The sequence below is a fragment of the Klebsiella indica genome (genome assembly GCF_005860775.1).
GTDB lineage: Bacteria > Pseudomonadota > Gammaproteobacteria > Enterobacterales > Enterobacteriaceae > Klebsiella > Klebsiella indica.
Genome location: NZ_VCHQ01000009.1, coordinates 1 through 26274 on the forward strand (window position 1 = coordinate 1; position 26274 = coordinate 26274).

Here is a 26274-nt window from a genome sequence, read left to right on the forward strand (position 1 = left end):
CCGCAACTTTCGGGCCTAATGCCGTTCACTTAAGCAAATCATCGGTGTTATCTTTTGTTTTATTTGCCTGTGGCAAACGCATTATCGGTGGTTTAAACGAAAATCTGATTCGGTTGATTCACTAACTGAGCTGATACGGGCTGAAATATAAAGGATATAACTTTTTTATGACTTTCAGCCTCTGAAAAGCCACTGACGAATAACGGACTCACCGCATGGGGGTTGGGCGCATCAAGGAAACCTGGCGAGAACGCAGGCGCGCATCCAGGACTGGCCGCCAGGACGGCGGCCAGAGGGCGGGTCGAGACAGGGACGTCGAGTCCCGTCCGGTCCGCCAGATGAAGCCGGAGTGGAGCGGACCGCGGAGCGGCAGGTTTTCAGCGCAATGCCGGGGGTGCAGGGGGACGGGCGAAACGTCCCCCTGCCCGTTCACACGCTGTGGATATAACGACTATCCGCGTATTTATCGTGAACGGAACAGGCCACTGAGCCAAACCAAGTGAAAACGAAAAATGCCATTTTCGCCAGAACCACCGATTGACAGAACCGCTCAGCCAGCCATAAACGCAACTGACAGCCCTTAACTGACCAGCATTACAACCTTCGGGCTATCCCTTTTCTACAGCCCGGTGCGTGGCTGCGTGACGCGAAGTCCGCTGACGGCGGCGGCAACAACCGCAAGTGAACCAGCCAGCACAAGCGCGGTGTGGGTTCCGTCTGTGTCCAGCAGATTAAACAGAAGCGCCACCAGCGCCGCGCCGATGCTTTGCCCAAGCAGACGCGCGGTACCCAGCATGCCGCTTGCGCCACCGCTACGATGCGCGGGCGCTGATGAGACGATGGTGTGATTATTGGGAGATTGAAACAGACCAAAGCCAGCGCCGCAGAGCGCCATTCGCCAGATGATATCCAGATCGGCAGGCGCAGAGGGCAGTAACGCAAGACCGAACAGACCTCCGGACATCACGAGGAGTCCGATCGCGCCCAGCAGACCCGCATGAACTTTTTCAATCAAATATCCCGCCAGCGGCGCCATGACCATGGTAGCCAGTGGCCACGGTGTCAGGAGCAGGCCCGTCTCCACTTCGCTGCGGCCCATCGTTGATTGTAAGAAGAACGGCAGCGAAACCAGTGCCAGCATCTGTGCGCAGAAAGAGCAGATTGAGGTACAAATCGAGAGAGAGAATAGCGGGATCCGCAGCAGATCCACGGGCAACAGAGGAACCGGCATCTGTAGCTGACGGCGGACAAAAAAGACGCCAACGACCAGCATTACAGCGAGTTCCAGCAAAACCCGTTGGGTGGATTGGCCCTGGGCGAATCCGCCGAGAGCGGTGATCAGCAAGCCAAAAGTGAGCGCATTCATGATCGCGCTTGGCAGGTCGAAGCGGGTTATTTTACTTCGCCCGGCATTCGCTGGCAGAAAACGCAGTGCGAGAATCAGCGAAATAATACCCAGAGGTACGTTAATCAGAAACAGCCACTGCCATGAAGCTATTGCGAGAATGGCTGCCGCAATTGTTGGCCCCAGCGCCGAAGAGACCGCCACAACGAAAGAGTTGATCCCCATTCCGCGACCGAGGAAGCGTTGAGGGTAAATCAGACGTATCAGCGCGGTATTGACGCTCATTAACGCAGCACCGCCGAGGCCCTGCGCGACACGCGCCAGCGTAAGCATCTCCAGACTACGTGAGAGCGCGCAGGTCAGTGAGGTAAAAGTGAAAACCACCAGTCCGATTTTATAGATACGCCGGTAGCCGACCATATCGCCGAGGAACGACAGCGGCAGTAACGCGATTACAATGGCGATTTGATAGGCGTTAACTATCCAGATTGAGGACGCTGGCGAGGCATTCAAATCGCTGGCGATTGTCGGAAGTGCAACGTTGGCGATTGCGCCATCCAGCACCGCCATGGTTAAACCTAATATGATGGTCAGAATGGCGCCGTAACGCTGTGGTAAAGGCAGGCCATCTGGGATGTTATTATTCATGCGAAATGTATGTCTTTATAGAAACTATTTACTGGATAATGATTTTAGCATTGATTATTCAGCGGTATGTCGCAGATTTGTAACGAAGACGCAGAAGAACGATTGCGGGTATCGGGATGCGAATTTATAATAAAAACTGGTTCTGATTTTTATAAAACAGTTGCGATGAGGTGATAAATGGCAGTTGCGGATTTGGATAAACAGCCAGATTCTGTCTCTTCGGTATTGAAGGTTTTTGGCATTTTGCAGGCGCTTGGTGAAGAGCGTGAAATCGGCATTACTGAACTGTCCCAGCGCGTTATGATGTCAAAAAGCACCGTTTATCGCTTTTTGCAGACCATGAAATCGTTGGGTTATGTGGCGCAGGAAGGTGAATCGGAGAAATATTCTCTGACCCTGAAGCTCTTTGAACTGGGGGCGCGGGCATTGCAGAATGTCGATCTGGTGCGCAGCGCAGACATTCAGATGCGTGAGCTTTCTCGTCTGACGAAAGAGACTATCCATCTGGGCGCGCTTGATGAAGACAGTATTGTCTATATCCATAAAATCGACTCAATGTACAATTTGCGCATGTACTCGCGTATTGGTCGTCGTAATCCGTTGTACAGCACGGCAATCGGTAAAGTGCTGCTGGCATGGCGCGACCGCGCGGAAGTCGAGCAGATTCTGCAGGGCGTAGAGTACAAGCGCAGCACGGAGCGAACCATCGCCAGCACCGACGCGTTACTGGCGGTTCTGGATAAAGTTCGTGAACAGGGGTATGGCGAAGATAACGAAGAGCAGGAAGAAGGGTTGCGCTGCATCGGCGTACCGGTCTTCGACCGTTTCGGCGTGGTCATCGCCGGGCTGAGTATCTCTTTCCCGACGCTGCGTTTTTCTGAAGAACGCCTGAACGAGTATGTGGCGATGCTGCATACGGCGGCGCGTAAGATTTCTGAACAGATGGGCTACAACGATTATCCGTTCTGACCTCGTCTCGCTTGTCATTCGGGCTACGGTGTAGCCCGGATCATGACTAACCGTTGTCAACAACTATGGCGCTTTTTCGCAGAATAGGGCAATCGGTAATGCCGATAATACCGCTGCTGGAATGAACATATTGTGCGGTACTGATGCCGCGGGCGGTAAGATATTTGCACTGTAACCCTAATCCGCCGACATTTTTACTGCTACCCATTAAAACACCATAACCGCTTAATAACACGGCAATCCACAGGATAGCCAGTACCATAATGGTACGAATGAACAATCGCATTATTGCCTCAAGATTTATATTATCCCGGCGTTTATTCTCTCATGAACACGCGCTGAAACAAGTCCATGATTCCTAAACGTGCCTTTCGTCTTACAGTTAGCCGCGGTTTAAGAAGGTCATGTTATCCTGGCGACATCTGATACTGACGCGGAGAGTGGAGTGAAAAAATTACGGTGGGTTTTGCTGATAGTCATCATAGCGGGCTGTCTGCTGCTATGGACTCAGATGCTTAACGTAATGTGCGATCAGGATGTGCAATTCTTCAACGGCATCTGCACTATCAACAAGTTTATCCCTTGGTAAGACAATTTTAATCTGACTGATTTTCTTCTGCCATGTGAGTGGTAGAATGTACGCCTTCTCTTTGAGGTGGTGAAATGAGTGAATTACTAAATTCTGGCGTCGTAAGTCTGGCATCGATGGTACTTTCCATTGTGCTGTTACTCGTCGGCCTGTTGTTATGGTTTTTTGTTAATCGCGCCAGTTCGCGCGCCAATGAGCAAATTGAGCTGCTGCAAGCGTTGCTGGATCAGCAAAAACGGCAGACCGCGTTGCTTCGCCGTCTCTGCGAGGCCAATGAACCGGAGAAAGAGAGCGTGGCTGAATCTTCCTCCGCAGAGACGCGCAAAGGTGACGACGACCTTATCCGCCTGGTCGCTGAGAGGTAGTTTTGCTGAGCAGGCGTGCATCAGCGTGGTGTGTGCCTGCATATCACCCCTTCCTATAACTTATTCTTATCTGTTCTCTTTATCCCTCTTGCCGTGCGGTAAAGGGGCGGCCATTCTCTTTTCATCCTTATGTTTCAGCACGTTGCTTCGGCAAAAAAATAAAAGGAATAACCAGACTCATCTTGTGCCTGATAGTAAAACCTTGTCATCAATACTTCATTATTAACGTTTAATATCGCAACACTATTTCAGTGCTTTTAGTTAGCGTATTTCATTATTACGGATGACCAGGGTGTTTCGCAAATTTCCAGCTATAGATATGAGCAATTTGGTGCATCGTTATGCAGTTGTCCGGTTGTTTTTTAAGCCTGATAGCGGGTGTCCTCGGCAGGATGATCGGAGTGAAGTTGTTGAGCTATAGTAAAAAAGTTAACGATACAGGCCCTGTTTTCTGACGGATGGCAGGGCGGCGTGAAGTCGATGGAGAGGCGAGCTAAGGCGCATAAATGTGCAGGCGATCAAATGATTACCTTATATTATGTGCGAGCGATCGTGAGCCGTCTAAAAATGGCTTGCCATTATTTACGTAGTATGTGATAACACATTTCGGGTCAAACGAGGTACAGTTCTGTTTATGTGTGGCATTTTCAGTAAAGAAGTCCTGAGTAAACACGTTGTCGTTGAATACCGCTTCTCTGCCGAACCTTAATATTAGTGCCTCATGCAGTGATGTGTCAGTTTTATCTATGTAAGTGCCTAAGGGCGAAGAAAACAGTCTAAGGAATTTTGCAAATGGCAAAGATTAAAGGTCAAGTTAAGTGGTTCAACGAGTCTAAAGGTTTTGGTTTCATTACTCCGGCTGATGGCAGCAAAGATGTGTTCGTACACTTCTCCGCTATCCAGGGTAACGGTTTCAAAACGCTGGCTGAAGGCCAGAACGTTGAGTTCGAAATTCAGGACGGCCAGAAAGGTCCAGCTGCAGTTAACGTAACTGCTATCTGATTAAGACCAATGAATCTTGTGAGAAAGCCTTGCGTTTGCGAGGCTTTTTAGTTTTTATTGCAAAACATTTCATTTTCGCCTCCTCCGTTGCGCTTTGTTGCAAAACAACACCTTTATTAGCACTGTTTAGCAGTCTGTTTTGTATATTTTCTGTTAAATCAGGTGGTTGCAAAATAATGCTGGAGCTAAGGTGCAAAAGAACAAAAATAAATCAGCCGCCAATTTTACCCCTCTTCGGTTTGGGTTGTTGTGCGTAGCTATTCTCGCATGTCTTGGGCTGCTGCTCGCCCGGGTCGGCTGGCTGCAGATTGTCTCCCCTGACAATCTGGTGAAACAAGAAGATATGCGTTCTTTGCGTGAAGAGCCCATTGATGTGCCACGTGGAATGATCAGTGACCGCGAGGGGCGGCCACTGGCGGTCAGTGTTCCGGTGAGCGCTATCTGGATCGATCCGCAAACGACCCTTGAAAAAGGAGGCGTAGGGTATAGCCCGCGCTGGCAGGCGATGGCTGAAGCTTTACATCTTAACCTTAGTGAACTGGCCCGTCGCATCGCCGCGCATCCTCATGCGCGCTTTCTCTATCTGGCGCGCCAGATAAATCCTGAACAGGCGGAATGGATTGATAAACTTCACCTACCGGGGATCAACCTGCGCGATGAATCGCGTCGTTTCTACCCGGCGGGCCATGTCGCCGCTAACCTGCTGGGCTTTACCAATATTGATAATCAGGGAATTGAAGGGGTTGAGAAGAGTTTTAATGCCCAGTTAACCGGTCAGCCTGGGCGTCGGCTGGTACGTAAGGATCGCCACGGCAACGTTATCGAAAATATTACGGAAGTGCCTGCTGTTCCTGCCCACAATTTGCAGTTAAGTATTGATGAGCGTCTGCAAACGGTAACCGAAGATGCCCTGGATAATGCCGTACGCTGGAACAAAGCGGAATCCGGCGCGGCGGTATTGATTAAAATCGATACCGGCGAGATCCTGTCGATGGCCAGCTACCCGGATTTCAATCCCAATAATCGCGATGACGCGAAACTGGATGATTTCCGCAATCGTGCCATCAGCGACACGTTTGAGCCCGGCTCAACGGTGAAACCGCTGGTGGTGATGACCGCTCTGCAGCAGGGGATCGTTCAACCGGATAGCGTCGTGGATACCCACCCCTTTGTTATTGATGGTCACCGTATTCGTGACGTAGGTTACTATCCTGAACTGAGCCTCACCGGTATTCTGCAAAAATCCAGCGATACCGGCGTTTCGCATTTATCTCTGGCTATGCCGGTACAGCATCTTATTGATACATATAAGGCATTTGGCTTCGGTGAATCGACCGGATTAGGGCTGACCGGCGAAAGTGCGGGGCTGATGCCTAATCGCCGCTATTGGGGGCAACTGGACCGGGCAACCTTCGCCTTTGGGTATGGTCTGATGGTGACACCTCTACAGTTGGCACATGTTTACGCCACGATCGGCAGTTTCGGTATCAAGCGGCCGCTATCGATTACCCGCATCGACCCGCCGGTAATGGGGACCAGGGTGATGCCTGAGAAAATCGTACACGAGGTCGAACACATGATGGAAAGTGTCGCTTTACCGGGCGGTGGTGGCGTCAAAGCCGCGGTACGCGACTACCGGGTTGCGGTAAAAACCGGAACCGCAAAAAAAATCGGCCCGGATGGGAAATATATCGATAAGTATATTGCCTACACTGCGGGCGTTGCTCCTGCCAGTAACCCGAAATTTGCGCTGGTGGTGGTGATGAATAACCCAAGCAATGGATCGTATTACGGCGGGGCGGTTTCGGCGCCGGTATTCAGCCAGATTATGGGCGATGTTCTGCGTCTGGAAAACGTCATCCCGGACGGGATGCCGCAGGGCTCAGCGAATCTCATCGTGATGCATAATGATAAGGTGCAGTCGCCTGCGTTGTAACGGTGGTCTGTGGGGAAGAATAGCGCTACACTTTCGCCCTTTCTGCAACACCGGAGTTGTTATGTCTTACAGTTGCCCGCTTTGCCACGCGGCGCTTACTCGCCGCGATAGTAGCTATATCTGCCCGCAGCGGCATCAGTTTGATCTGGCGAAGGAGGGATACGTTAATTTGCTGCCGGTGCAGTTTAAGCGCTCCCGCGATCCGGGCGACAGCGCTGAGATGATGCAGGCCCGGCGAGCCTTTCTTGATGCCGGGCATTATCAGCCGCTGCGCGAGGCTATCTGCGCTTATTTGCAGACGTTCGCGCCGACAGATTTACTGGATATCGGCTGCGGTGAAGGGTACTACACACACGCTTTTGCGGCTATCGCCAGTCATTGCTGGGGGCTGGATGTATCAAAACCTGCGGTCCGCGCGGCGGCAAAGCGTTATTATCCGCAGGCTAATTTTTGCGTTGCCTCCAGCCAGCGTCTGCCATTTGAGAATGAAAGCCTTGATGCGATTGTGCGAATTTATGCGCCCTGTAATGCCCTGGAGCTGGCGCGTGTGGTCAGGCCCGGAGGCTGGGTGATTACCGCCACGCCAGGGCCTCGCCATTTGCTGGAGCTGAAAGGCGTGATATACGACGATGTGCGCTTGCATGAGCAGAATTCTGAAGCGATGCCAGGGTTCACGTTACGTCATCAGCAGCGGCTGGCCTATCCGATGCAGCTGAGCGGCCATGAGGCGGAAGCGTTACTACAGATGACGCCGTTCGCGTGGAGGGCGAAGCCAGAGGTTCGTGAAATGCTGCGCCAGCAGGTATCATTTGACTGCCAGACCGATTTTGCTATTCACTGCTGGCAGCGCGACGTCTGAGTCATCAGCCGATGAAATGTCCCCAAAGTATTTGAACGCCAATACCAATCAGTACGATACCGCCGAGTATTTCAGCCCGTTTGCCGAGCAGCGGGCCGATAAAACGTCCTACCATAATACCGAGTGTTGACATTATCAGCGTGGCGCAGCCGATGGCCAGTGCGGTAGCGATAATGTTGACTTGCAGAAACGCCAGACCTACGCCGACGGCCATTGCGTCCAGACTGGTAGCGAAGGCGGTGGTGACCAGCAGCCAGAAACTATGGCGGCGGGGAACGTCACACTCCGGGATATCGCTGCTGCGGAATCCTTCGATAAGCATGCGTCCGCCAAGAAACACCAGCAATACAAAGGCAATCCAGTGATTCCATTCCAGAATGAACTGGCTGGCGATCATTCCCAGTCCCCAGCCAACCAGAGGGGTAAGCGTTTCGATAGCGCCAAAGATAAGTCCCGTACGCAGGGCTTCGGAAAATTTAGGTTTATGGAGGGTCGCACCTTTACCGATAGAAGCCGCGAAGGCGTCCATCGACATGCCGAAGGCAAGAAGAATTGTAGCGGATACATTCATAAGAGCGTCCTGACCGGGGATAATCCATATGACACATCGCCGCCCCCAGTAAATATATGTCGCGTTTCCTGATGATGAAACGCCACATACAGCAGTGATGCGTCTATGGTCTCGCCTGGTTGAATATCTTCTTCAACCCGCACGTGCCACGTTTTGCAACGAGTATGTTGACACGTACATTTCCTGACGGGCAGGAAACTGGCTACTCCCCAACGACGGGCGCAACCTTAACATAATTTTAGAATATAAAACAATAACAGAAGCAGGTTATTTTGCTAACCAAATGATAACGATTTTCATTTCTTTTTTAAAGTGAATAATTCGTTAATGAATATCGTTAAAGAAACTGAATGAAATATAGCAGTGGCAATATTTCATTCGTTAAAAAAGGCAAAAAACATAGCGATGGCTATATTTTAACTTATTGAATTGAAATAAGAAGCTTGTATATCATTTCCAGATCGTCGATATTTCGTACACGAATAAGCAAGCGCCGTTGCTCTAATTGCATGACCAGTACACCATCTTCCGATAAATTCATCGCTTTAATTCGCTTATATTCAATCCAGATATTGGCGAAGAAAAAACCCTCTTTTTTGAAGATGATTTTGGGTATGCGGATCGCGAAAAGATATACCCCCATTAATGCCAGGGCAGATAATAGCCAGGTGGTGATAAGCGCTCCCTGGTTGGCAATATTGTTATAAATCAGTATGGCGATGAGGCCGACAAAAATAATGCCATCAACGCGATTGCGACGGAGCAGGGGGATAGTCAGCAGAACCGGGCCATGACGATGCGGCGTAATGAACTGGTCGTAAACCGCAAAGACGAGCAAGGCGAGAATAAACAGGATTAGCACCCAATCCGTGATTGTCATCGATCCTCCAAATAAAAAACCGGGGGCAAGCCCCCGGCGCACAACACGATGATTACTGACCCAGCAGGCCGATAGCGTAACCCACGATACCAATGACGAAGAAGCCAACGATGATCCACAGGGCGTTCACTTTCTTCCTCAACAGCCACATACAGGCGAAAGTCAACAGCAGCGGCACCAGTCCGGGCATCAACTGGTCAAGGATAGTCTGCACAGTGGTCACGCGCGTCTGACCATCTTGTCCGGTGATGGTGGACACCACCAGTGGAATATTCACGTGTGTCCACTTGTTAACCAGCGCCCCCATAACAAACAGGCCGAGAATGGACGCGCCTTCGGTCAGTTTTTGCAGGAAGCCGCCGCCCATGTCTTTAACGATATTGATACCTTTACGGTAACCATAGGCTACGCCGTAGTAACGCGTCAGCAGACGCACTGCGTTAAACAGGATGAAGAACAGCAGAGGGCCGAGCAGGCTGCCGCTCATCGCGATACCTGCGCCGAGCGCGGCGAATACCGGGCGGACGGTCCCCCAGAAGATAGGGTCGCCGACGCCGGCCAGCGGCCCCATCAGACCGACTTTGATACCGTTGATGGCGGCATCATCGATTTCCGCGCCGTTGGCACGCTGTTCTTCCATGGCCAGCGTGACGCCAAGAACCGGCGCCGCAACGTATGGGTGGGTATTGAAGAACTCAAGGTGACGTTTAATCGCCTGTTTACGCGCATCGTTGTTCTCCGGGTAGAGTCGACGAATCGCCGGCACCATAGAGAAGCAGAAGCCCAGGGCCTGCATACGTTCGAAGTTCCATGAACCCTGAAACAGGTTAGAACGAATGAACACGCCACGAATATCACTATGAGTGAGTTTTTTCTCGCTGGTAGTTTTAGTCATATCAACCATTTCGCTCACCTGTTAGTCCAGTTCGTTATCGAGATCGTTAGTACCAGCCGCCTGCGCTGGCGCACCCGCGACGCGGTTATATTTCGGGCTCAGCTGGATGTAGAGGATAGCCATCACCGTACCGATCACACCCAGAGCAACGAGGTTGAAATTGGTGAAGGCAGCGGTAACAAAGCCCAGATAGAAGAACGGCATCAGGTAGCCCGCACGCATCATATTGATGACCATCGCGTAACCAACTACCACGATCATGCCACCCGCAATGTTCAGCCCCCCGGTAACCACTTCCGGAATCGCGTTCAACATGCCCTGTACTTCGCTGGTACCGACGGATATCGCCACAATAACGGCGGGAATGGCGATACGCATGGCCTGCAGGAACAGGGATGACACGTGAATCCAGGAAATCGCCGTCAGGTTGCCGTTTTCTGCGGCTTTATCCGCAGCGTGCTGGAAGGCAACGGTGATGGTACGAACGATAATTGTCAGAACCTGGCCTGCCGCGGCCAGCGGGATAGCCAGCGCGATACCGGCGCCAATGCTTTGATGGCCAGCGATAACCAGCACGGTAGAGATGATGGAGGCGAGGGCAGCATCCGGCGCAACGGCGGCACCGATATTCATCCAGCCCAGGGCGATCATTTCCAGGGTACCCCCGATAATGATACCGGTTTTCATATCTCCGAGAACGGCGCCAATCAGCGTACAGGCCACCAGAGGACGGTGAAACTGAAATTCATCAAGTACCGACTCCATACCCGCAATACACGCGACGATGAACACCAGCACAATCTGAAGAAAGGTAATCTCCATTGTACTTCTCCTGTTGATTAAGTGTTAAGTTGAAAATTGGGCTGTTGTCCGCAAGATGGCTTATTTCACCTTGCTGATCAGATCCATCATTTTCAGTTTCTGGTCGGTGGAAACTTTGCGGGCTTCCAGTTCGATACCGCGCGCATTCAGCTTTTTGAATGCTTCAATATCTTTCTCATCGACCGAAATGGCGTTGTTCACCTGCGTTTTGCCCTGACGGAAAGCCATACCGCCAATATTAACGCTGGTGATTTTCACGCCGCCTTCAACAACGCGCTCAACATCCGTTGGGTTGGTAAATAGCAGCATAATGCGCTCGCCTGCGTATTTCGGGTTGTTATAGACGCGAATCATCTTCGCAACGTCTACAACGTGGGCGGTCACGCCCGGAGGTGCAACTTGAGTCAGCAACGTCTTACGCACGGTGTCCGCCGCAACTTCATCGCTGACGACGATAATGCGGGTCACATTCGTTTCTTTGGTCCAGCGCGTGGCGACCTGACCGTGAATTAAACGGTCATCGATACGCGCAAGCCCAATCACCATATAGTCGTCCGGACCCATTGGTTTCACCGGTGCGGCCGCTTTTGGCGCTGCGGCCTGCGCCGGCGCGGCCTTCTCTGCCGGCTTGGCCTTCAGCGCTTTTACACCTTCGCGACCGGTTTCCACCGCCAGGGCGACCAGTTCATCAAACGACGGGTTATCGTCACGCGCCATCAGCGTTTCTACCAGCATCGGGATGTTGACACCCGCGATGACCTCATAATGTTCTTTATCGACGACAATGCGGCTGGCGGCGTTAAACGGGCTGCCTCCCCATGTATCGACGAGAAATAACACGCCTTCTGCCGTATTCAGCGTTGCCAGTTGAGCGTTGTACTTTTCGATTAACGTTTCTGCGTTCTCCCCGGGAACGAAATCGATCCAGCCAACGTTTTCCTGTTCGCCCAGCAGCATTTCTGCTGTTTTCAACAGCTGTTCTGCAGCCCAACCATGTGTGCCTATTACAATAGCAATCGTCACTTGCTACCTCCTTTATAATCGTGAATGCATCATCTGTAGTGATACATCCTGAATCACTCTTGCGGACAAAATCGATTCAGTAAGGATGTGAGATATAAAGTAATTACTACAGCGAATTATTTTAGATAGTGAAAAAATAAATAATGTGATGAAGCTCCGTTAATTATGCATCTACCGACAATTATTTTTTGGCGCAAAAAAATGGCCTGACTATTGCAAATTCAGGTAAATTTTTGCCAATCAGCCACGTTGTTTTGCTATGTTTATCTTTCGTTTAACTACTCAGGAGTATAGGGCATAGCCCGCTATATGGACCGTCACCGACGCCTTTTCACCTTCAGGCACCTGGCTGCCTCTTCCACCTGCTACGTTTCTTTACCAGCAACAACTATCCCGTCTGAATATGAAACAGGGATGACTACGCCTGTCTTTAACTGGAGTTGCTCATGGAATTCTTAATGGATCCCTCTATCTGGGCCGGCTTACTGACGCTGGTCGTCCTCGAAATCGTGTTAGGTATCGACAACCTGGTATTTATCGCCATCCTTGCTGACAAGCTGCCGCCTAAGCAGCGTGATAAAGCACGCCTGATTGGCCTTACGCTGGCGTTGTTTATGCGCCTGGGTCTGCTGTCCGTCATTTCATGGATGGTGACGCTGACCAAACCGCTGTTCAGCGTTGCCGATTTCTCGTTTTCCGGGCGCGATCTGATCATGTTGCTCGGCGGGATATTCTTGTTGTTTAAGGCTACCACCGAACTGCATGAACGGCTGGAAAACCGCCAGCATGATGGGGGGCATGGTAAAGGGTATGCCAGTTTTTGGGTGGTTGTATTGCAAATTGTCGTCCTCGATGCTGTGTTCTCGCTTGATGCGGTGATCACTGCCGTCGGGATGGTAAACCATCTACCGGTAATGATGGCGGCGGTGGTCATTGCAATGGCGATGATGCTGTTGGCGTCGAAGCCGTTGACGAATTTTGTCAATCAGCATCCGACGGTGGTCGTGCTCTGTCTGAGTTTCCTGCTGATGATTGGCCTGAGCCTGGTGGCGGAAGGTTTTGGTTTCCACATACCAAAAGGGTATCTGTACGCCGCGATTGGTTTCTCGATAACCATTGAGTTCTTTAATCAGATCGCGCGGCGTAACTTTATCCGCCATCAGTCAACGTTGCCATTGCGCGCCCGTACTGCAGACGCGATCCTGCGTCTGATGGGCGGGCGTAAACAGCATGCCGCGGTACACGATAGCGATAGTGCCGCCGTGGTGCCGGTACCGGAAGGGGCATTTGCTGAAGAAGAGCGCTATATGATTAATGGCGTGTTGACGCTGGCGCAGCGTTCGTTGCGCAGCATTATGACGCCCCGTGGTGAAATTAGCTGGGTGAACGCCGAGCAAAGCGAAGACGAAATTCGTCGCCAGTTGCTCTCGTCACCACACAGCCTGTTCCCGGTGTGCCGTGGCGAACTGGATGAAATCATTGGTATTGTGCGGGCGAAAGAGATGCTGGTGGCGCTGGAAGCCGGTGAAAACGTTGCCGCTCTGGCTTCGGCCTCTCCGGCGATTGTGGTTCCGGAAACGCTTGACCCGATCAATCTATTGGGGGTTCTGCGCCGTGCCCGCGGTAGCTTTGTGATCGTGACCAATGAATTTGGCGTTGTGCAGGGGTTGGTGACGCCGCTGGACGTGCTGGAGGCGATTGCCGGCGAGTTTCCGGATGCTGACGAAACGCCAGAAATTATCCTTGATGGTGACGGCTGGCTGGTGAAAGGGTCAACTGATCTGCATGCGCTACAACAGGCTCTTGGCGTAGATGATTTGGTCGATGAGGACGAAGATATCGCGACGGTTGCCGGCCTGGTGATTGCCGTTAATGGGCATATTCCTCGTCCCGGCGATGAGCTTGAACTGCCGCCTTTACAGTTCACGATTGTGGAGGCTAATGACTATCGGGTCGATCTGGTGCGTGTTGTCAAAGTGCATCAGTACAGCGACGAAGAAGAGTAACCCTTATCTGTCGGTCTCATCGTGAGGCCGACAGATGCGCTCTACGACGATATGTCGCGACGTTTTGCGCTCGCCAGCCATTGTGGAAATTCATCTATCGGCATCGGGCGGGCGTAATAAAATCCCTGCAGTAAATTGACACCATTATCCCGCAGATACGCTTCCTGCTCGCGGGTCTCTACGCCTTCCGCAACCGTCACGATATTGAGTCGATGGGCCAGGGCGATGATCATGTCGGTTACCGTCGCGTTGACGCTATCAATACCAATCGCGCTAGTGAATGATTTATCAATTTTCAACACATCAGGGCGCAGCTTTTCCAGCCATGAGAGGGAACTGTTCCCGGTACCGAAGTCATCAACAGCCAGGAGCGCGCCCGCATTGTGCAGGTGCTCGGCCATGTGCTGATCGCCTTCCTGCAGCATGTCACGTTCGGTGAGCTCCACCACCAGTTGCTGCGGTGGATGGATGCTAAACCAGTAATGCTGTAAATCGCGCAGCAGCTCACCGTTGGCGAAATGGCGGGCGGCGACGTTAATGCCGATGTGAAAATGTTTGTCCTGAGGGAAAAGGGCCAGATTGTTCGCCGTGTGGGCGATGACATAACGCGTAAGCGGAACAATCAGGTTATGGGCTTCAGCGATCGGAATAAATACATCCGGTGAGATAGCGCCTTTGCGCGGATTATTCCATCTCAGCAGTATTTCAACGCCACAGCACTGACGGGTACGCAGGTCCTGCAGGGGTTGGCACCAGAGCGCAAACTCTTGCGCAGTAATACCGAGATTAATTTCACGAGAAAAGCTCATTCTTCCCGCGGTAGCCAGCCAGGCAATACCGGTCATTAGCAGGCTGATGATCAGCGCCAGGGGGAGCTCGCCGGGCAGTTCATGAAGGGCAACCGCCGAGGCGCCGGGACCGCTGACATTAATCGTAAAAGGAAATGCTGTTGATCGTTGACGGTAGATGATGCGCTCTCCCGATAATGCATCCTGATTAATTAGCCCTGTGCCGCTAATTAAGCTTTTTTCACCGACTTTAAGGCCAATACCGCTGATTAGCGGCGATTTCACGTCGAAAATTAACTTACCCAATAGCTCAATGTTGATCACCAGCATTACGCCATCGGTACCGTTGCGTGAGTCGGGATACCACTGGATAAGAACCGGAGAACCCTTAAGCAGCGAGGCGTCGTTACTGAAGGTGAGTAAAGGGTGCGCGGTTGGCAACGCTGGCTGTAGTTGATTTATCGGGATATGACGTTGGCCGAAAATACTTGAACAGTAGAGTATTTTCGACTGGACCAGCGCGATGGATCGCACCGTTTGCAGCGTAGCTGCCAGTTTGCGTAGCGTCAGTTTGGCATCCTGACAGGGCGTGTTTATCAATTGCAGTAGCGTCGTGTGCTGTGCCTCAAGGGGACGTAAAATGTTGTCCATCGCCACTACCATTTTGTCGGTAGCGGTCTGGACTTCTTGCTGATTTAAGCTACGCTGCGAAATAAATCGTATCACTAACGTTGTTGTCAGTGAGAATAGCGCGACCAGTAAGCAAACCAGGATGCGTCTTCTGCGATAGGCTGTTATAAACTTTTGTGCAGTCTGCATGCATGACGCCCTGTCGACGAAAAATATTGATCAGAGTAACAGTCGTTATAGAGCAAGTGTAGCCGGGCGCAGGTAATATAGAGGGAAAAAAGAAGAATGCGCCGGCTGGCGCACTCGATGGCGCAATGATTAATCGCACTGAACTTTAATCGCCAGGCCGCCGCGCGACGTTTCCCGATATTTGGCGTTCATATCTTTACCGGTCTCATACATGGTCTCAATAACTTTATCGAGTGAGACGCGGGGTTCGCTGGTTCGGCGCATTGCCATTCGGCTGGCATTGATCGCTTTGACGGAGGCAATCGCGTTGCGTTCGATGCAGGGTACCTGAACCTGTCCGGCTACCGGGTCACAGGTCAGACCAAGATTGTGCTCCATACCAATTTCCGCCGCGATGCAAACCTGCTCCGGACTGGCGCCAAGAATCTCTGCCAGGCCCGCCGCCGCCATTGAACAGGCAACGCCGACCTCGCCCTGGCAACCGACCTCCGCGCCGGAAATGGAGGCGTTCATCTTGTACAGCGCGCCAATTGCGCCCGCGGCCAGAAAGTAGCGAATATAGATATCCGGGCTTACGGACTCGATAAAGTGATCATAGTAGGCCAGCACCGCCGGAACGATACCGCAGGCGCCGTTGGTTGGCGCTGTCACCACCCTTCCGCCAGCGGCGTTCTCTTCATTGACCGCCAGTGCGAACATATTTACCCAATCCACCACGTTCATTGGATCGCTGGAGAGTTTATCGCTGGCCACCAGCATCCGGCGCAGCGCCGAAGCACGGCGCGGGACCCGCAGCGGGCCAGGCAGGACGCCTTCGGTATTCATCCCGCGATCGATACAGGCGCGCATGGTCTGCCAGATATGCGCAAAATAGTCTTCAATCTCTTTTTTGCTGTGCAGCGCCAGCTCGTTTTGCATCACCATGCCGGAGAGCGACATCCCGGTCTCTTTACAGAAGCCCAGCATCTCCTGCGCGGATTTAAACGGATATGGAACGGCGAGCTCATTAACGTTCTCTTTGCCGAAATGTTCCTCATCAACGATAAAACCACCGCCGATGGAATAATAGGTTTTACTGTAGATTTCCCGGTCGCCAGCCCAGGCGTGAATGGTCATGCCGTTTTCATGTAGCGGCAGGTTGTCGCTACGAAAGCGCATGCCGTCATCATGGGGAAAGTCGACTTCATGCTGCCCTTGCGCCAGCAGCAGGCGACCGCGCGCTTCAACGTCGCGGATAAATGCCGGAATCGCGTCAATATCGACCGAATCGGGCTGATTGCCCGCCAGTCCCATGATAATGGCGACATCCGTATGGTGGCCTTTGCCGGTTAATGACAGTGAGCCGTAGACATCAACCGCTACGCGCGTCACCGCATTAAGCAATCCTTTTTCGACCAGGTCATCGACGAACTGTTTCCCGGCTTTCATCGGGCCTACAGTATGGGAAGATGAGGGACCGATCCCCACCTTGAACATGTCGAATAGACTAATCACGCTAACACTCCTGACAGGGTTACCGCAGGTACGGTAACGATGTAATAATTGCGCATAGTGTAAGAGGGAACCGTGCTATCAGCTGAAGTATTCACATGAATTAAACTAATGGATAACTGCGGATTTACTAATACTGACCGCCCCGTTTGCATTTAAGTATAGCTAAGGTCGGGAACCTATCTGTAGCGCCAGCTCGCGAATGATACCGGCGGTCATTCCCCAGACAAAATAGTGCTGATACCACGATAACCAGACACGATGGGCATTGCCGCGACGATAGATATCCAGCGGATGGTAGCGGCCCAGACGCAGCGCCTCCGCAAGCGGCATTTCGAAAACCGCCGCCACTTCATCCTGGCTGGCGTGGTAGTGCAGATTGGATGGAATAATACCTACCACCGGTGTGACCTGAAAACCCGTCACGCTATCGACCGGCGGCAGAACGCCGATAACGTCAACCGACTCTGGCGGGATCGCCACCTCTTCCTGCGCCTCGCGCAGCGCGGCGGCAATCAGCGTAGCATCGCTGTTATCCACCGCGCCGCCGGGGAAGGCCACCTGACCGGCATGTTTACGCAACCATGGTGAACGCTGGGTCAGCAGTAACCCCGGCTGTGGACGACGGACAATCGGCACCAGCACCGCCGCCTGACGCGGATTGAGCGCGTGACGCGAAGGGTGCGGCCGCAGAAGCTGGAAACGGGAAAGAAAGTCGTCAAGTTCGAGGGCGCTGTCCGCCATGTTCTAGCTCTCCAGTTGATGCAGGATACGGTTAACTTTATCAAACGTTTCCTGATATTCTGCCGCTTCTTCGCTATCGGCGACAATACCGCCGCCTGCGGAGCAGTGGATCTGTCCGTGGCAGGCCGTCAGCGTACGGATGGTAATACTGGTATCCATATTGCCGCAGAAGCTGAGGTATCCGATGCTCCCGCACCAGGCGTTACGCCGTTGCGGCTCCAGCTCATCAATGATCGCCATCGCTCTGACCTTCGGTGCGCCGGTTATGGAACCGCCGGGAAAGGCCGCGCGTAGTAAATCAGCGGCGTGCAGATGGGAAGGGAGTCTGGCGGTAATGGTGCTGACCAGATGATGTACGGCCGGGAATGGCTCAACCACAAACAGCTCAGGGACGTGAACGCTGCCGGGTACGGCAACCCGGCCAATATCGTTACGCATTAAATCGACGATCATCAAATTTTCCGCGCGGTCTTTTGGCGAATTCGCCAGCTTTCGCGCCTGTTGTTCGTCCTGCTCAGGGTCGCTAAGTCTTGGCAGGGTGCCCTTAATTGGCCGGGTCTGTATTTCACCTTGTTGCAGTTGTATAAAACGCTCTGGCGACAGGCTTAATATGGCGCCTTCATGCAGACGGATAAAGGCGCTGAAGGGGGCGCGATTGGCGTGGTTAAGCTGACAGAAAGCCTGCCACTCATCTCCGCGATAGTGCGCGGTAAACCGCTGCGCCAGGTTAACCTGATAGCAGTCGCCGCTGTGCAGATAAGCCTGAATCTGGCGAAACTTTTCGCCGTATTCTTCGCGGCTCATATTTGAGCACCATTCAGATGTCAGTTCAAAAGGTGCGGCGGTGACGGCAGTTTGAGCTTCCAGCCACGCCAGACGGGTTTGCGGGTCGTCATAACTGAACAGCGAGACTTCCTGGCGCTGATGATCGACAATCAGCGCCCAGTCATAGATCCCGACCGCCATATCGGGCAGGGAGATATCCGCCTCCGCTTGAGACGGCAGGGTTTCAAAGCGGCGGCCAAGATCGTAGCCGAACAGCCCCAGCGCGCCGCCGAGAAACGGCAGATGCGGGTGAGCCGACGGTTGCAGGTGATAATGCGTCAGTTGCTGATTCAGCAATGCCAGCGGATCGGCCATTGACGTCGAGACGGCTTCCCCCTCGACTATCGCGGTAGTTTGGCCGTGAGTAACCAGCGTTGCGCGCGGTTGGGCGACGATAATGTCGAACCGGCTATGCGCATGTTCGGCAAAACCGGAGTGCAGCAGCATTGCCCAGGGCTGCGAACTTAATGGGGCAAAATAGTGTTCAGCGGCATCCGGACGCCAGGGCAGGGAGATAATCGCGGGGGACAACATCGTCTTCTTCTATCCTGATCGTTACCGCCCGCTGGTATCCAGCAGGACGGCGTGAAATAATTACGCCCCACAATGTAGCAGGAGTGCGTGATGTTTGCAGGTTTACCTTCGCTGAGCCATGAGCAACAGCAGAAAGCAGTCGAACGAATTCAGGAGTTGATGTCGCAGGGGATGAGCAGCGGCCAGGCTATCGCTTTAGTGGCAGACGAACTGCGCGCCTCGCATACCGGCGATCGGATTGTGGCGCGCTTTGAGGATGAAGACGAGTAAGTAATCGGTATTGTTCTTAAATGCCGCCTTCCGTGAGCGGAAGGATCACATCAGGTATTCGCCCGGGATCGTCGTGCAGCGTCACGTGCGCCACACGGTCACCGCGCCAGAAGGTAATTTGCGTACCGCCTGGCGTATGATGCACGTTAACTTCCGTCAACGGCGCGTTGTTCGCCAGATCCCACAGACACACAAAACGCGCCTGCGGGAGATGATTACGCATCACCAGATAGCTGAGATTGCTTATCGCCGGGTTATCGGGCGCTAGTCCCTGCCACAGTTCGCCATCGCCAGCCAGCCAGAGCGCAACGGTATCGCCGCCGCGCGCAAAGTGGCGCGGCTGACAGCCGTGCAGCGGCGTCATGGTCGAACCGGTCATATGCCGTAGCGGCCCGCTGAGCGAGAAGGGCTGCGGCTTGCCGCTCTGATCCAGCGCCTGCGCTGCCAGATGTAACGTCCAGTCGAGCTGCTGGTGATGCGGGTTTTCCACCGTCGACAGATCGATCAGCACATCTTCAAGCCACAGCAGGCGACGGCGAAAGCGGATGTCTCGCCAGGCCGCCGTGTCCCACTCGACGTGGCTATGGCTGTTTAATTCCGGCGGCGGCTTGCCCCAGTCGGTTTCGCTATCCAACCAGAAAAAATCATCGTTCATCTGCCAGGCCAATACCACTGGGTTGGCGGGCGGTTGATTGCTCTGGTTGACCGTCAGCGTGTTGTGGGTTGCGCTGTTTTTGTAATAGTCATAGTGCATTTTCGCCCCGTAACCAGTGGTGCCGGGATCCGGCAGCAGCCAGCCGTCGCGCTGCCACAGCATCAGGCTCAGGCGATCGTAATGGTCGTGCTCCCCTCCCCACGGACTGTGTTTAATCAGCACTGCCTGACGTTGCTGAGGGCGTCGCCACAGTGTCAGGCCCGCGCCTGGCGCAAACAGCGATTGCTGGGGGATAAGCGTTATAGGCTCTTCAGGCAGCGGCTGGTCGCGCCACAGCAAGGTTTCACGCTCATCAGGTTCAGTGTTGATGAACTGCAGTACGGCGGCGTAGAGCGGATCTCGCCAGATAAACCAGGCAAATTCGTAGAGATCCCGATGATACAGTTTCTCTTGTCCGGCAAGGCAATCATTTAACCGCGGGAAGGTGCCGTCCGGCAGTAGTAACGAGAGCGGGAAGCGCAGCATAGGTTGATACCAGGGACCATCAAGCAGGCTCCAGCGAGTGCCGCGCGCCAGCTTCTCAAAGGCAAAAAAGCCCTGTAGCGCGTAATAGTGGTAGTGAATGGAACCTTCAAACCACAGCCCTTCCGCCAGCAGGCCGTTTTCCAGTTGCCAGCGCAGACCGTATGGCTGGTTAACGGCAAACTCCAGCAGACTCTCATCTTCGAGGATGAAGCCCAGCACCCCCAGTGCTGCGCTGATTTTGACTTCATGATTATGGATCTGCGGGCTGCGATGTTCACGCAGAAACTCTGCCGCGCAGCGCAGCAGATTATCGCTAATGTGTTGCTGTTCGGCAGGCGTTAAACTGTCGGCAATAAAGTCATAACCCAACGCCATCTCCAGAATGCAGTTGGCTTCGCACAGCGTCTGCGCGTTCATCTTGCCTGGGCCGTTGTGGGGAATATTTCCGTGGACTTCATAGCCGGGATAAACGTCCGCATAGCCCATCAGTAACGCGCGTACTTTGTCGCGGTACTGCTGCTGTTCGGTCAGACGCCACATCAGTCCAAGCTGCTGGCATGCGCCGGCGTTGCGGCCATTCATCTCGCGCCACCAGGCGCCGTCCCACGGCTCACCGCTAAAAACCGCATTGTCGACCGGGCAGATGTGCTGGTGGGGGGTATCCGCCTGCCATGTCAACCGCACGCCGTGATGCGGACAAAAGTAGTAAAGGTTCCAGGTGGCTATCCCGGTCTGCGGGATGCGTATTGCCGCGTCGAGAAGCGGTTGTGAATCTTTCACGAGCCGTTCAAGTAGACCGTTATCGCCGACTGCACGTATGGCAATGTCGGGCCAGAGCCCAGAAAATTGTTTCATCAGTGGTTATCCTTGACCTCTGCCGGCACGGGGAGTGGGGCAATAAGGGTGGTGATATCGTCGGGGTATTTCGCCCGCAGCCACTGCGCTTTGTCGCGAAACAGCGGGTCGTCAGGCCAGGCGTGCGCGGCGGTGGCGATATTGCGCAGCGCTTTTTTGTCGTCCATTTTATCGAGATCTTTCCAGGGCCACGGCGTGTTGCTGTTAATAAACCCGGCGATGTACTGATAGCCTTTGCGCAGGCTATGGTCGTCGAGGGTGAAATTCCAGATATCGACGCCCACTTTCTCGCCCAGACGGCCCAGGCGGTTATAGGCCTCAAGGTTGAAGTTGCTGTAGTGCCACGGGCGGGTGCGCTCCAGCTCGGCTATCTGGCGGCCTTCGACATCAAACTGCCCGGCAATGCGCCGCAGCTGAGTGATGTACAGGCGCTTTTTCGCCGCTTCGGTTTTACCGCTGAACAGAGCGAAGGTGGCGGCCTGCATATCAAAATAACTGCCGTGGTTGTTGTGCCAGTTTTCCTCTTCAAAGCCATTCTGGCTGGTGGTCATCCAGTGGTAAAATTCACCGAACCACTGTTTTAACTCTGTAACGTCCTTTCCGCTGAGGGCATCTGATGATTGCAGCAGGGCGATAGCGTCAACCACCTCGACCAGCGCGCGGCTATCAATAATACCGATGCCGCGTCCGGTGTTAATGCCGGGAATGGCCTGTGCGTATTGCAGGTTGGGGGTCATACGCGTCTTCGGATCGAGGAACCAGGTCTTTAACTGAGCCGCCGCCTTTTGCGCGTAGCGATCGTCCCGGGAGAAGTACCACGCCAGCGCCAGGGTTGACACATCGTTGCTCATCTTCACCAGCCGGTTTTTGTCGGTGGCGTCGCTATTGGCGTCCGGATTGGTTTGCCCGTCTTTGCGGATATACGGCAGCCCGTCTTTGGTCTCCGGGTTCGGCCACCAGTATGGCGGGAAGCTGTAATAGTCGTGCTTATTGCCGCTGGCGGCGACCAGCGTTTTGTCCATCACTGAGAACAGTGGGTGCCTGAGCGCCAGATCGGCTTTTTTCAGCAGCGCCGCTTGCGCCTGGATAAATAGCGGATCGTTGGCGGCGATCCGCTGACGGCTAAAGGCTAAATCTTTTCCGTCAAGCGTGTATGGCTCGGCGGCATACAGAGAGGCGCTCATGCCGGAACAGAACAGCACAACGCATAACAAACCTCGGCGAGGTATTGAGTTCATAGTAATGACCCTTCTGCAAATATGGGGAAAGATAATGACAGAATTATACTCGTCACGTATTTAAACGACATGTAAAGCCAGTGGTTTAATTAAAAAATAATCTATTTGAATATACGATGGCGTGCAGTGTAAAAGACAAAGTGATTTTTTTTGTGATATCCATCAAGGTTATCGGGATGGATAAAAAATGACTTTTTTAATGCAACGTGTATCACGGAATTTCGCGTTTTTCTAAAATTTTTTAATGGTTAAATAAAATCAGCAAATTTATAATTAATTGAATTTAATGGTTATTAATTATTTGTCACTTTTTTTGTCACTTTTTGATGTGATCTGACTCAACTTTTTGATTTTTGAAACGCAATTTCTTTTTTGTGTGGTTGTATTGGGGAATGTATTTCTATTTAATGAATGGAAATATTTTTTACATCTGTTGTATTAACTTCTGAATGCTATTCAAATTCCTTGATGTGTATTAATTGAGAATTGAATTACCTTTGTGCCCTACAATAAAGGATATGCAATTATGTCTGCGAATAAATTACGTTCATTATTACTTCTTACCGCACTCGGACTCGGCGCAGGTCAGAGCTATGCCGCTACCCTGAACGTCTGGATTCGCGCCAGCAACGATTCCAAAAATATCTACAAACAAGAGGCGGAGAAGTTTGAAGAAAAAACCGGTATCAAGATTGAGTACTTCAATGCGACCACCGATTTTGAACAGCGTCTGGCGCGCGCTACGGCGGGCAATGCCTTACCTGACCTGATTTTTAACGATGCGGCGTCGCTGGGGCAGTTTATCCAGCTCGGGATTGCCGATGAAATTGAGCCGAAAAAGATTACCGGTAGCGACCAGCTGTTCGAGACCGCCTGGGATAGTACGCGCTATATCGATGGTAAATACTATGGTGTACCAACCTCGGCGCAGACCTTCGCCCTGTTCGTGCGCAAAGACTGGCGTGAAAAACTGGGGCTGCCGCAGCCTAAAAACTGGGACGATATCCAGACCCTGGCGAAAGCCTTTACCACTCAGGATCCTGATGGCAACGGCAAAAATGATACCTATGGCTTTATTGTTCCCGCCTCCACCACCCGCGGTTATGCCAGTTGGTTTATGAGCAGCTTTATCTGGCAGGCGGGTGGCGATTTTGTCAAAGAGAGTAACGGCAAATTTAGCGCCTCGCTGAATACCCCGGAAGTGACTCAGGCGATGAGCTTTATGCGCACAATGATGTGTGAAAAAGTGACCCAGCCGGGCGCGATTAACGCCACCACAGCTGATGTCATCCCATCTTTTCGTTCCGGGCAAAGCGGCATGTTCTTCAGTGGCCCATACCATATCGCGCTGTTTGATAAAGATCCGGGCAAAGATAACTACGAAGTCGTGCCGGTAATCGGGCCAAAAGGCGAAGCCACGCTCGCTGAGGGCACCACGGTCTTTATGATGAAGAGCAGTAAACAAAAAGAGGCGGCGCGTAAATTCATCGAATTTATGATCTCGCCGGAGGGTCAGGAAATCGGCATGGGCAAAGGGAGTAAGCACATTCCGGTGGTGCGTTTGCCGGTTAATAAGAATGTCGACGTCAAAGCCGTTTATCAGGACACTCGCTGGGAAACCTTCGCTAACCTGTACAACCAGCAGGGGCGCTACGTGCCGCAAATTCCAAACTGGACGCCGGTGCGTCAGGTCACTGCTGACGGCTTTAATCGTATTTTTGCCGACTGTAACAGCGAGATTGCCGCCGAGCTGAAGACCATCGACGGCAAGGTTAACGCCGAGCTGGAAAAACAAAATGTGCTGGCTAACTGAGGATCGACGTTATGACGCTGCATGAGACGAAGTCCGCGTCGCAAAAGCAAGCCGCTGCGCCCGACGCGAGCGGCTGGCTGAATGAAAAACGTAAACGGGCGCTGATCCCCTGGCTGTTTTTAGCGCCTGCGCTGATTATTTTTAGCTGGTTTAAGTTCATCCCGATGATTCAAGGTCTGGTGATGAGCTTTTATAAGGTTAACTTTAACCAGCCCAATGAATGGGTCGGATTCGATAACTTCACCCGCGCCTTTGCTGACGCAGAATTGCATGCGGCTGTGGTGAACACGTTGCTGTACGTGGTAGTGACGATGTTCGCTGCCGCTATCCTGGCGTTTTTCCTTGCTATGCTGCTGGAAGGTCCTGCGCGCCATTTGCGTTTTATTCGAACCGCCATCTTTTTACCGGCCGTCACCAGCGCGGCGATTGTCGCCGAAATGTGGCGCATTCTGTTTAACCCGACGCCAAACGGCGTGGTTAACCATATTCTCAGCTGGTTCGGCGTGGCCGATCAGGGCTTCCTCGCCAGCTCCGATCAGGCGCTGGGGGTCATCATGCTGCTGCATATCTGGAAAGCGGTGCCCTACAACATGGTGATCTTTATTGCCGGTCTGGCGGGGATCAGCCGCGACCTGTACGACGCGGCGAATGTTGACGGCGCCAATTGGTGGAACCGCCTGCGCTACGTCACGCTGCCCGGCATGATCCCGGCGCTCTCGGTGGTACTGATGCTCTCTTTTATTCGTGGTTTCCGCGTGTTTGCGGAAGTGTACGCCACCACTGGCGGGGGGCCATCTAACGCCACGGAAATGATCATGACCCACATCTATAAACTTGGTTTTGAGCAGTTTGACTATGGCTACGCCTCAGCGGTGTCGTTCCTGCTGTTCACCTTCACAGTGATCTTAACCATCTGTCATCTGACGCTGAAAAAACGTATCGCACGTTATTAAGGAGCCGTGATGTTAAGTAAACGTTGGGATACCGCAGGACGCTGGTGTATCTACACGCTGCTGCTGATTGTCTTTGTCGGGCCGTTCTGGGGCATCGTCGCCACCGCATTCAGTGGCGCACCGGTTAAACCGGGTGAGCTGCTGGCCTGGCCGCATCAGTTCTCGTTTGAAAACTTCATCTTTGCGTGGATGGATATCGGCGTCTGGCAGTATCTGCTGAACTCAATTCTGGTGGTGTTCTTCGGTACCATTATGCAGGTGTCGGTAAGTGCGCTGGCGGCTTATGCGCTGGCGCGTAAGAAGTTTCGCGGCGTGGCGCTGGTTAGCCTGGTGATTTTGTCCACCATGATGTTGCCGGAAGAAGTGATTGCCATTCCGCTGTATATGATCATCAACTGGCGACTGCCGTTGATCGATGCCTCGCTTTATAACAGCTACCTCGGGATGATTTTGCCGGTGGTGGGCTGGGCGTTCTCGATCTTCGTATTGACCGAATTTATGTCGGCGATTCCGAAAGAGCTGGAAGAGGCGGCACGAATAGACGGCGCCAACGAATGGCAAATCTTCTTCCACGTGATCCTGCCGCTGGTCAAACCGGCGCTCGGCACGGTGGTCACCTTTGGCTTCATTATGATTTGGGATCAGTACCTGTTGCCGCTGATTGTGGTCAACCAGGACAGCCTGAATACCATTCCGGTGATCCTTGGCACGCTGCGTACCGATGAGAGCATCACACCGAATATCTTTATCGCCATTACGCTACTGGCGATGCTGCCCAGCATCATCGTCTACCTGGGTCTGCAAAAACATTTCAATCGCGGGATCATGTCCGGCGCGGTCAAAGGATAAGGAGT

General features: G+C 52.8%; 24 protein-coding genes and 1 pseudogene. 12 read left to right on the plus strand and 13 right to left on the minus strand.

The window, feature by feature from the left end; translation table 11 throughout:
• Positions 1–619: 619 nt before the first annotated feature.
• Positions 620–1993: an MFS transporter gene (locus FE839_RS07470; protein ID WP_138360216.1), complete on the minus strand. Its 1374-nt coding sequence runs from the start codon at positions 1991–1993 to the stop codon at positions 620–622.
• A gap of 177 nt (positions 1994–2170) precedes the next feature.
• Between FE839_RS07470 and kdgR the strand changes: the two genes are divergently transcribed.
• Complete coding sequence (gene kdgR, locus FE839_RS07475; protein WP_138360217.1) at positions 2171–2962, plus strand: DNA-binding transcriptional regulator KdgR; 792 nt, start codon at positions 2171–2173, stop codon at positions 2960–2962.
• Positions 2963–3008: 46 nt separating this feature from the next.
• Here kdgR and FE839_RS07480 read toward each other — a convergent pair whose 3' ends face one another.
• Positions 3009–3248: a YobH family protein gene (locus FE839_RS07480; protein ID WP_138360218.1), complete on the minus strand. Its 240-nt coding sequence runs from the start codon at positions 3246–3248 to the stop codon at positions 3009–3011.
• 159 nt (positions 3249–3407) lie between these two features.
• Between FE839_RS07480 and mgrB the strand changes: the two genes are divergently transcribed.
• The 6 genes and pseudogenes from mgrB (at position 3408) to rlmA (ending at position 7713) form a co-directional block, all read left to right on the plus strand.
• Positions 3408–3551: a PhoP/PhoQ regulatory lipoprotein MgrB gene (mgrB, locus tag FE839_RS07485; protein ID WP_138360219.1), complete on the plus strand. Its 144-nt coding sequence runs from the start codon at positions 3408–3410 to the stop codon at positions 3549–3551.
• A 74-nt stretch (positions 3552–3625) separates the two neighbouring features.
• On the plus strand, positions 3626–3916 hold the full coding sequence (locus FE839_RS07490) for a YebO family protein (RefSeq protein WP_138360220.1): 291 nt from the start codon (positions 3626–3628) through the stop codon (positions 3914–3916).
• A 634-nt stretch (positions 3917–4550) separates the two neighbouring features.
• A pseudogene (locus FE839_RS24835) lies at positions 4551–4696 on the plus strand (DUF2627 domain-containing protein).
• A gap of 12 nt (positions 4697–4708) precedes the next feature.
• Positions 4709–4918 carry a transcription antiterminator/RNA stability regulator CspE gene (gene cspE, locus FE839_RS07500; RefSeq protein ID WP_001062678.1) on the plus strand — a complete coding sequence of 70 codons (210 nt, stop codon included), beginning with the start codon at positions 4709–4711 and terminating at the stop codon, positions 4916–4918.
• Between the two features lie 190 nt (positions 4919–5108).
• Positions 5109–6854 carry a peptidoglycan glycosyltransferase FtsI gene (gene ftsI, locus FE839_RS07505; RefSeq protein ID WP_138360221.1) on the plus strand — a complete coding sequence of 582 codons (1746 nt, stop codon included), beginning with the start codon at positions 5109–5111 and terminating at the stop codon, positions 6852–6854.
• A 61-nt stretch (positions 6855–6915) separates the two neighbouring features.
• Positions 6916–7713, plus strand: a complete 798-nt coding sequence (rlmA, locus tag FE839_RS07510; RefSeq protein ID WP_138360222.1) for a 23S rRNA (guanine(745)-N(1))-methyltransferase — start codon at positions 6916–6918, stop codon at positions 7711–7713.
• A 4-nt stretch (positions 7714–7717) separates the two neighbouring features.
• On the opposite strand, the gene mntP is transcribed toward rlmA, so the two are convergent.
• The 5 genes from mntP to manX form a co-directional block, all read right to left on the minus strand.
• A complete protein-coding gene (mntP, locus tag FE839_RS07515; RefSeq protein WP_138360223.1) occupies positions 7718–8284 on the minus strand; it encodes a manganese efflux pump MntP in 567 nt (188 codons plus the stop codon).
• A 421-nt stretch (positions 8285–8705) separates the two neighbouring features.
• The gene (locus tag FE839_RS07520; protein WP_138360385.1) at positions 8706–9164 is read right to left on the minus strand and encodes a DUF986 family protein; all 459 of its coding nucleotides are present in this window, start codon (positions 9162–9164) and stop codon (positions 8706–8708) included.
• A gap of 52 nt (positions 9165–9216) precedes the next feature.
• Positions 9217–10068 (minus strand): PTS mannose transporter subunit IID, encoded by an 852-nt coding sequence (locus tag FE839_RS07525; protein ID WP_138360224.1) that lies wholly within the window; start codon positions 10066–10068, stop codon positions 9217–9219.
• A gap of 12 nt (positions 10069–10080) precedes the next feature.
• Positions 10081–10881 (minus strand): PTS mannose transporter subunit IIC, encoded by an 801-nt coding sequence (manY, locus tag FE839_RS07530; RefSeq protein ID WP_138360225.1) that lies wholly within the window; start codon positions 10879–10881, stop codon positions 10081–10083.
• 60 nt (positions 10882–10941) lie between these two features.
• Positions 10942–11904, minus strand: a complete 963-nt coding sequence (gene manX / locus FE839_RS07535) for a PTS mannose transporter subunit IIAB (RefSeq protein ID WP_138360226.1) — start codon at positions 11902–11904, stop codon at positions 10942–10944.
• Between the two features lie 446 nt (positions 11905–12350).
• Here manX and yoaE point away from each other — a divergent pair, with 446 nt between their 5' ends.
• A complete protein-coding gene (gene yoaE / locus FE839_RS07540; protein ID WP_138360227.1) occupies positions 12351–13910 on the plus strand; it encodes a CNNM family cation transport protein YoaE in 1560 nt (519 codons plus the stop codon).
• 41 nt (positions 13911–13951) lie between these two features.
• Here yoaE and FE839_RS07545 read toward each other — a convergent pair whose 3' ends face one another.
• From FE839_RS07545 to pabB, 4 genes are all read right to left on the minus strand, one after another.
• Positions 13952–15517 carry an EAL domain-containing protein gene (locus tag FE839_RS07545; protein ID WP_138360228.1) on the minus strand — a complete coding sequence of 522 codons (1566 nt, stop codon included), beginning with the start codon at positions 15515–15517 and terminating at the stop codon, positions 13952–13954.
• Positions 15518–15646: 129 nt separating this feature from the next.
• On the minus strand, positions 15647–17011 hold the full coding sequence (gene sdaA, locus FE839_RS07550) for an L-serine ammonia-lyase (protein ID WP_138360229.1): 1365 nt from the start codon (positions 17009–17011) through the stop codon (positions 15647–15649).
• A 162-nt stretch (positions 17012–17173) separates the two neighbouring features.
• Positions 17174–17752 carry a CoA pyrophosphatase gene (locus tag FE839_RS07555; protein ID WP_138360230.1) on the minus strand — a complete coding sequence of 193 codons (579 nt, stop codon included), beginning with the start codon at positions 17750–17752 and terminating at the stop codon, positions 17174–17176.
• A gap of 3 nt (positions 17753–17755) precedes the next feature.
• On the minus strand, positions 17756–19111 hold the full coding sequence (gene pabB, locus FE839_RS07560; protein ID WP_138360231.1) for an aminodeoxychorismate synthase component 1: 1356 nt from the start codon (positions 19109–19111) through the stop codon (positions 17756–17758).
• A gap of 90 nt (positions 19112–19201) precedes the next feature.
• Here pabB and FE839_RS07565 point away from each other — a divergent pair, with 90 nt between their 5' ends.
• Positions 19202–19381 carry a YoaH family protein gene (locus tag FE839_RS07565; RefSeq protein WP_004103292.1) on the plus strand — a complete coding sequence of 60 codons (180 nt, stop codon included), beginning with the start codon at positions 19202–19204 and terminating at the stop codon, positions 19379–19381.
• A gap of 16 nt (positions 19382–19397) precedes the next feature.
• Here the strand turns inward: FE839_RS07565 and FE839_RS07570 are convergent, their stop codons facing one another.
• On the minus strand, positions 19398–21416 hold the full coding sequence (locus FE839_RS07570; protein WP_138360232.1) for a heparinase II/III domain-containing protein: 2019 nt from the start codon (positions 21414–21416) through the stop codon (positions 19398–19400).
• Positions 21416–22654 (minus strand): alginate lyase family protein, encoded by a 1239-nt coding sequence (locus tag FE839_RS07575; protein ID WP_138360233.1) that lies wholly within the window; start codon positions 22652–22654, stop codon positions 21416–21418. Before FE839_RS07575 ends, FE839_RS07570 begins: the two co-directional genes overlap by 1 nt.
• 526 nt (positions 22655–23180) lie before the next feature.
• Between FE839_RS07575 and FE839_RS07580 the strand changes: the two genes are divergently transcribed.
• Genes FE839_RS07580 through FE839_RS07590 form a run of 3 tightly spaced genes read left to right on the plus strand, consistent with a single transcriptional unit; the run spans position 23181 to position 26269 of the window.
• Complete coding sequence (locus FE839_RS07580; protein WP_138360234.1) at positions 23181–24467, plus strand: ABC transporter substrate-binding protein; 1287 nt, start codon at positions 23181–23183, stop codon at positions 24465–24467.
• Between the two features lie 11 nt (positions 24468–24478).
• Positions 24479–25420 (plus strand): carbohydrate ABC transporter permease, encoded by a 942-nt coding sequence (locus tag FE839_RS07585; RefSeq protein ID WP_241675619.1) that lies wholly within the window; start codon positions 24479–24481, stop codon positions 25418–25420.
• Between the two features lie 9 nt (positions 25421–25429).
• Positions 25430–26269: a carbohydrate ABC transporter permease gene (locus FE839_RS07590; RefSeq protein ID WP_138360235.1), complete on the plus strand. Its 840-nt coding sequence runs from the start codon at positions 25430–25432 to the stop codon at positions 26267–26269.
• Positions 26270–26274 lie beyond the last annotated feature (5 nt).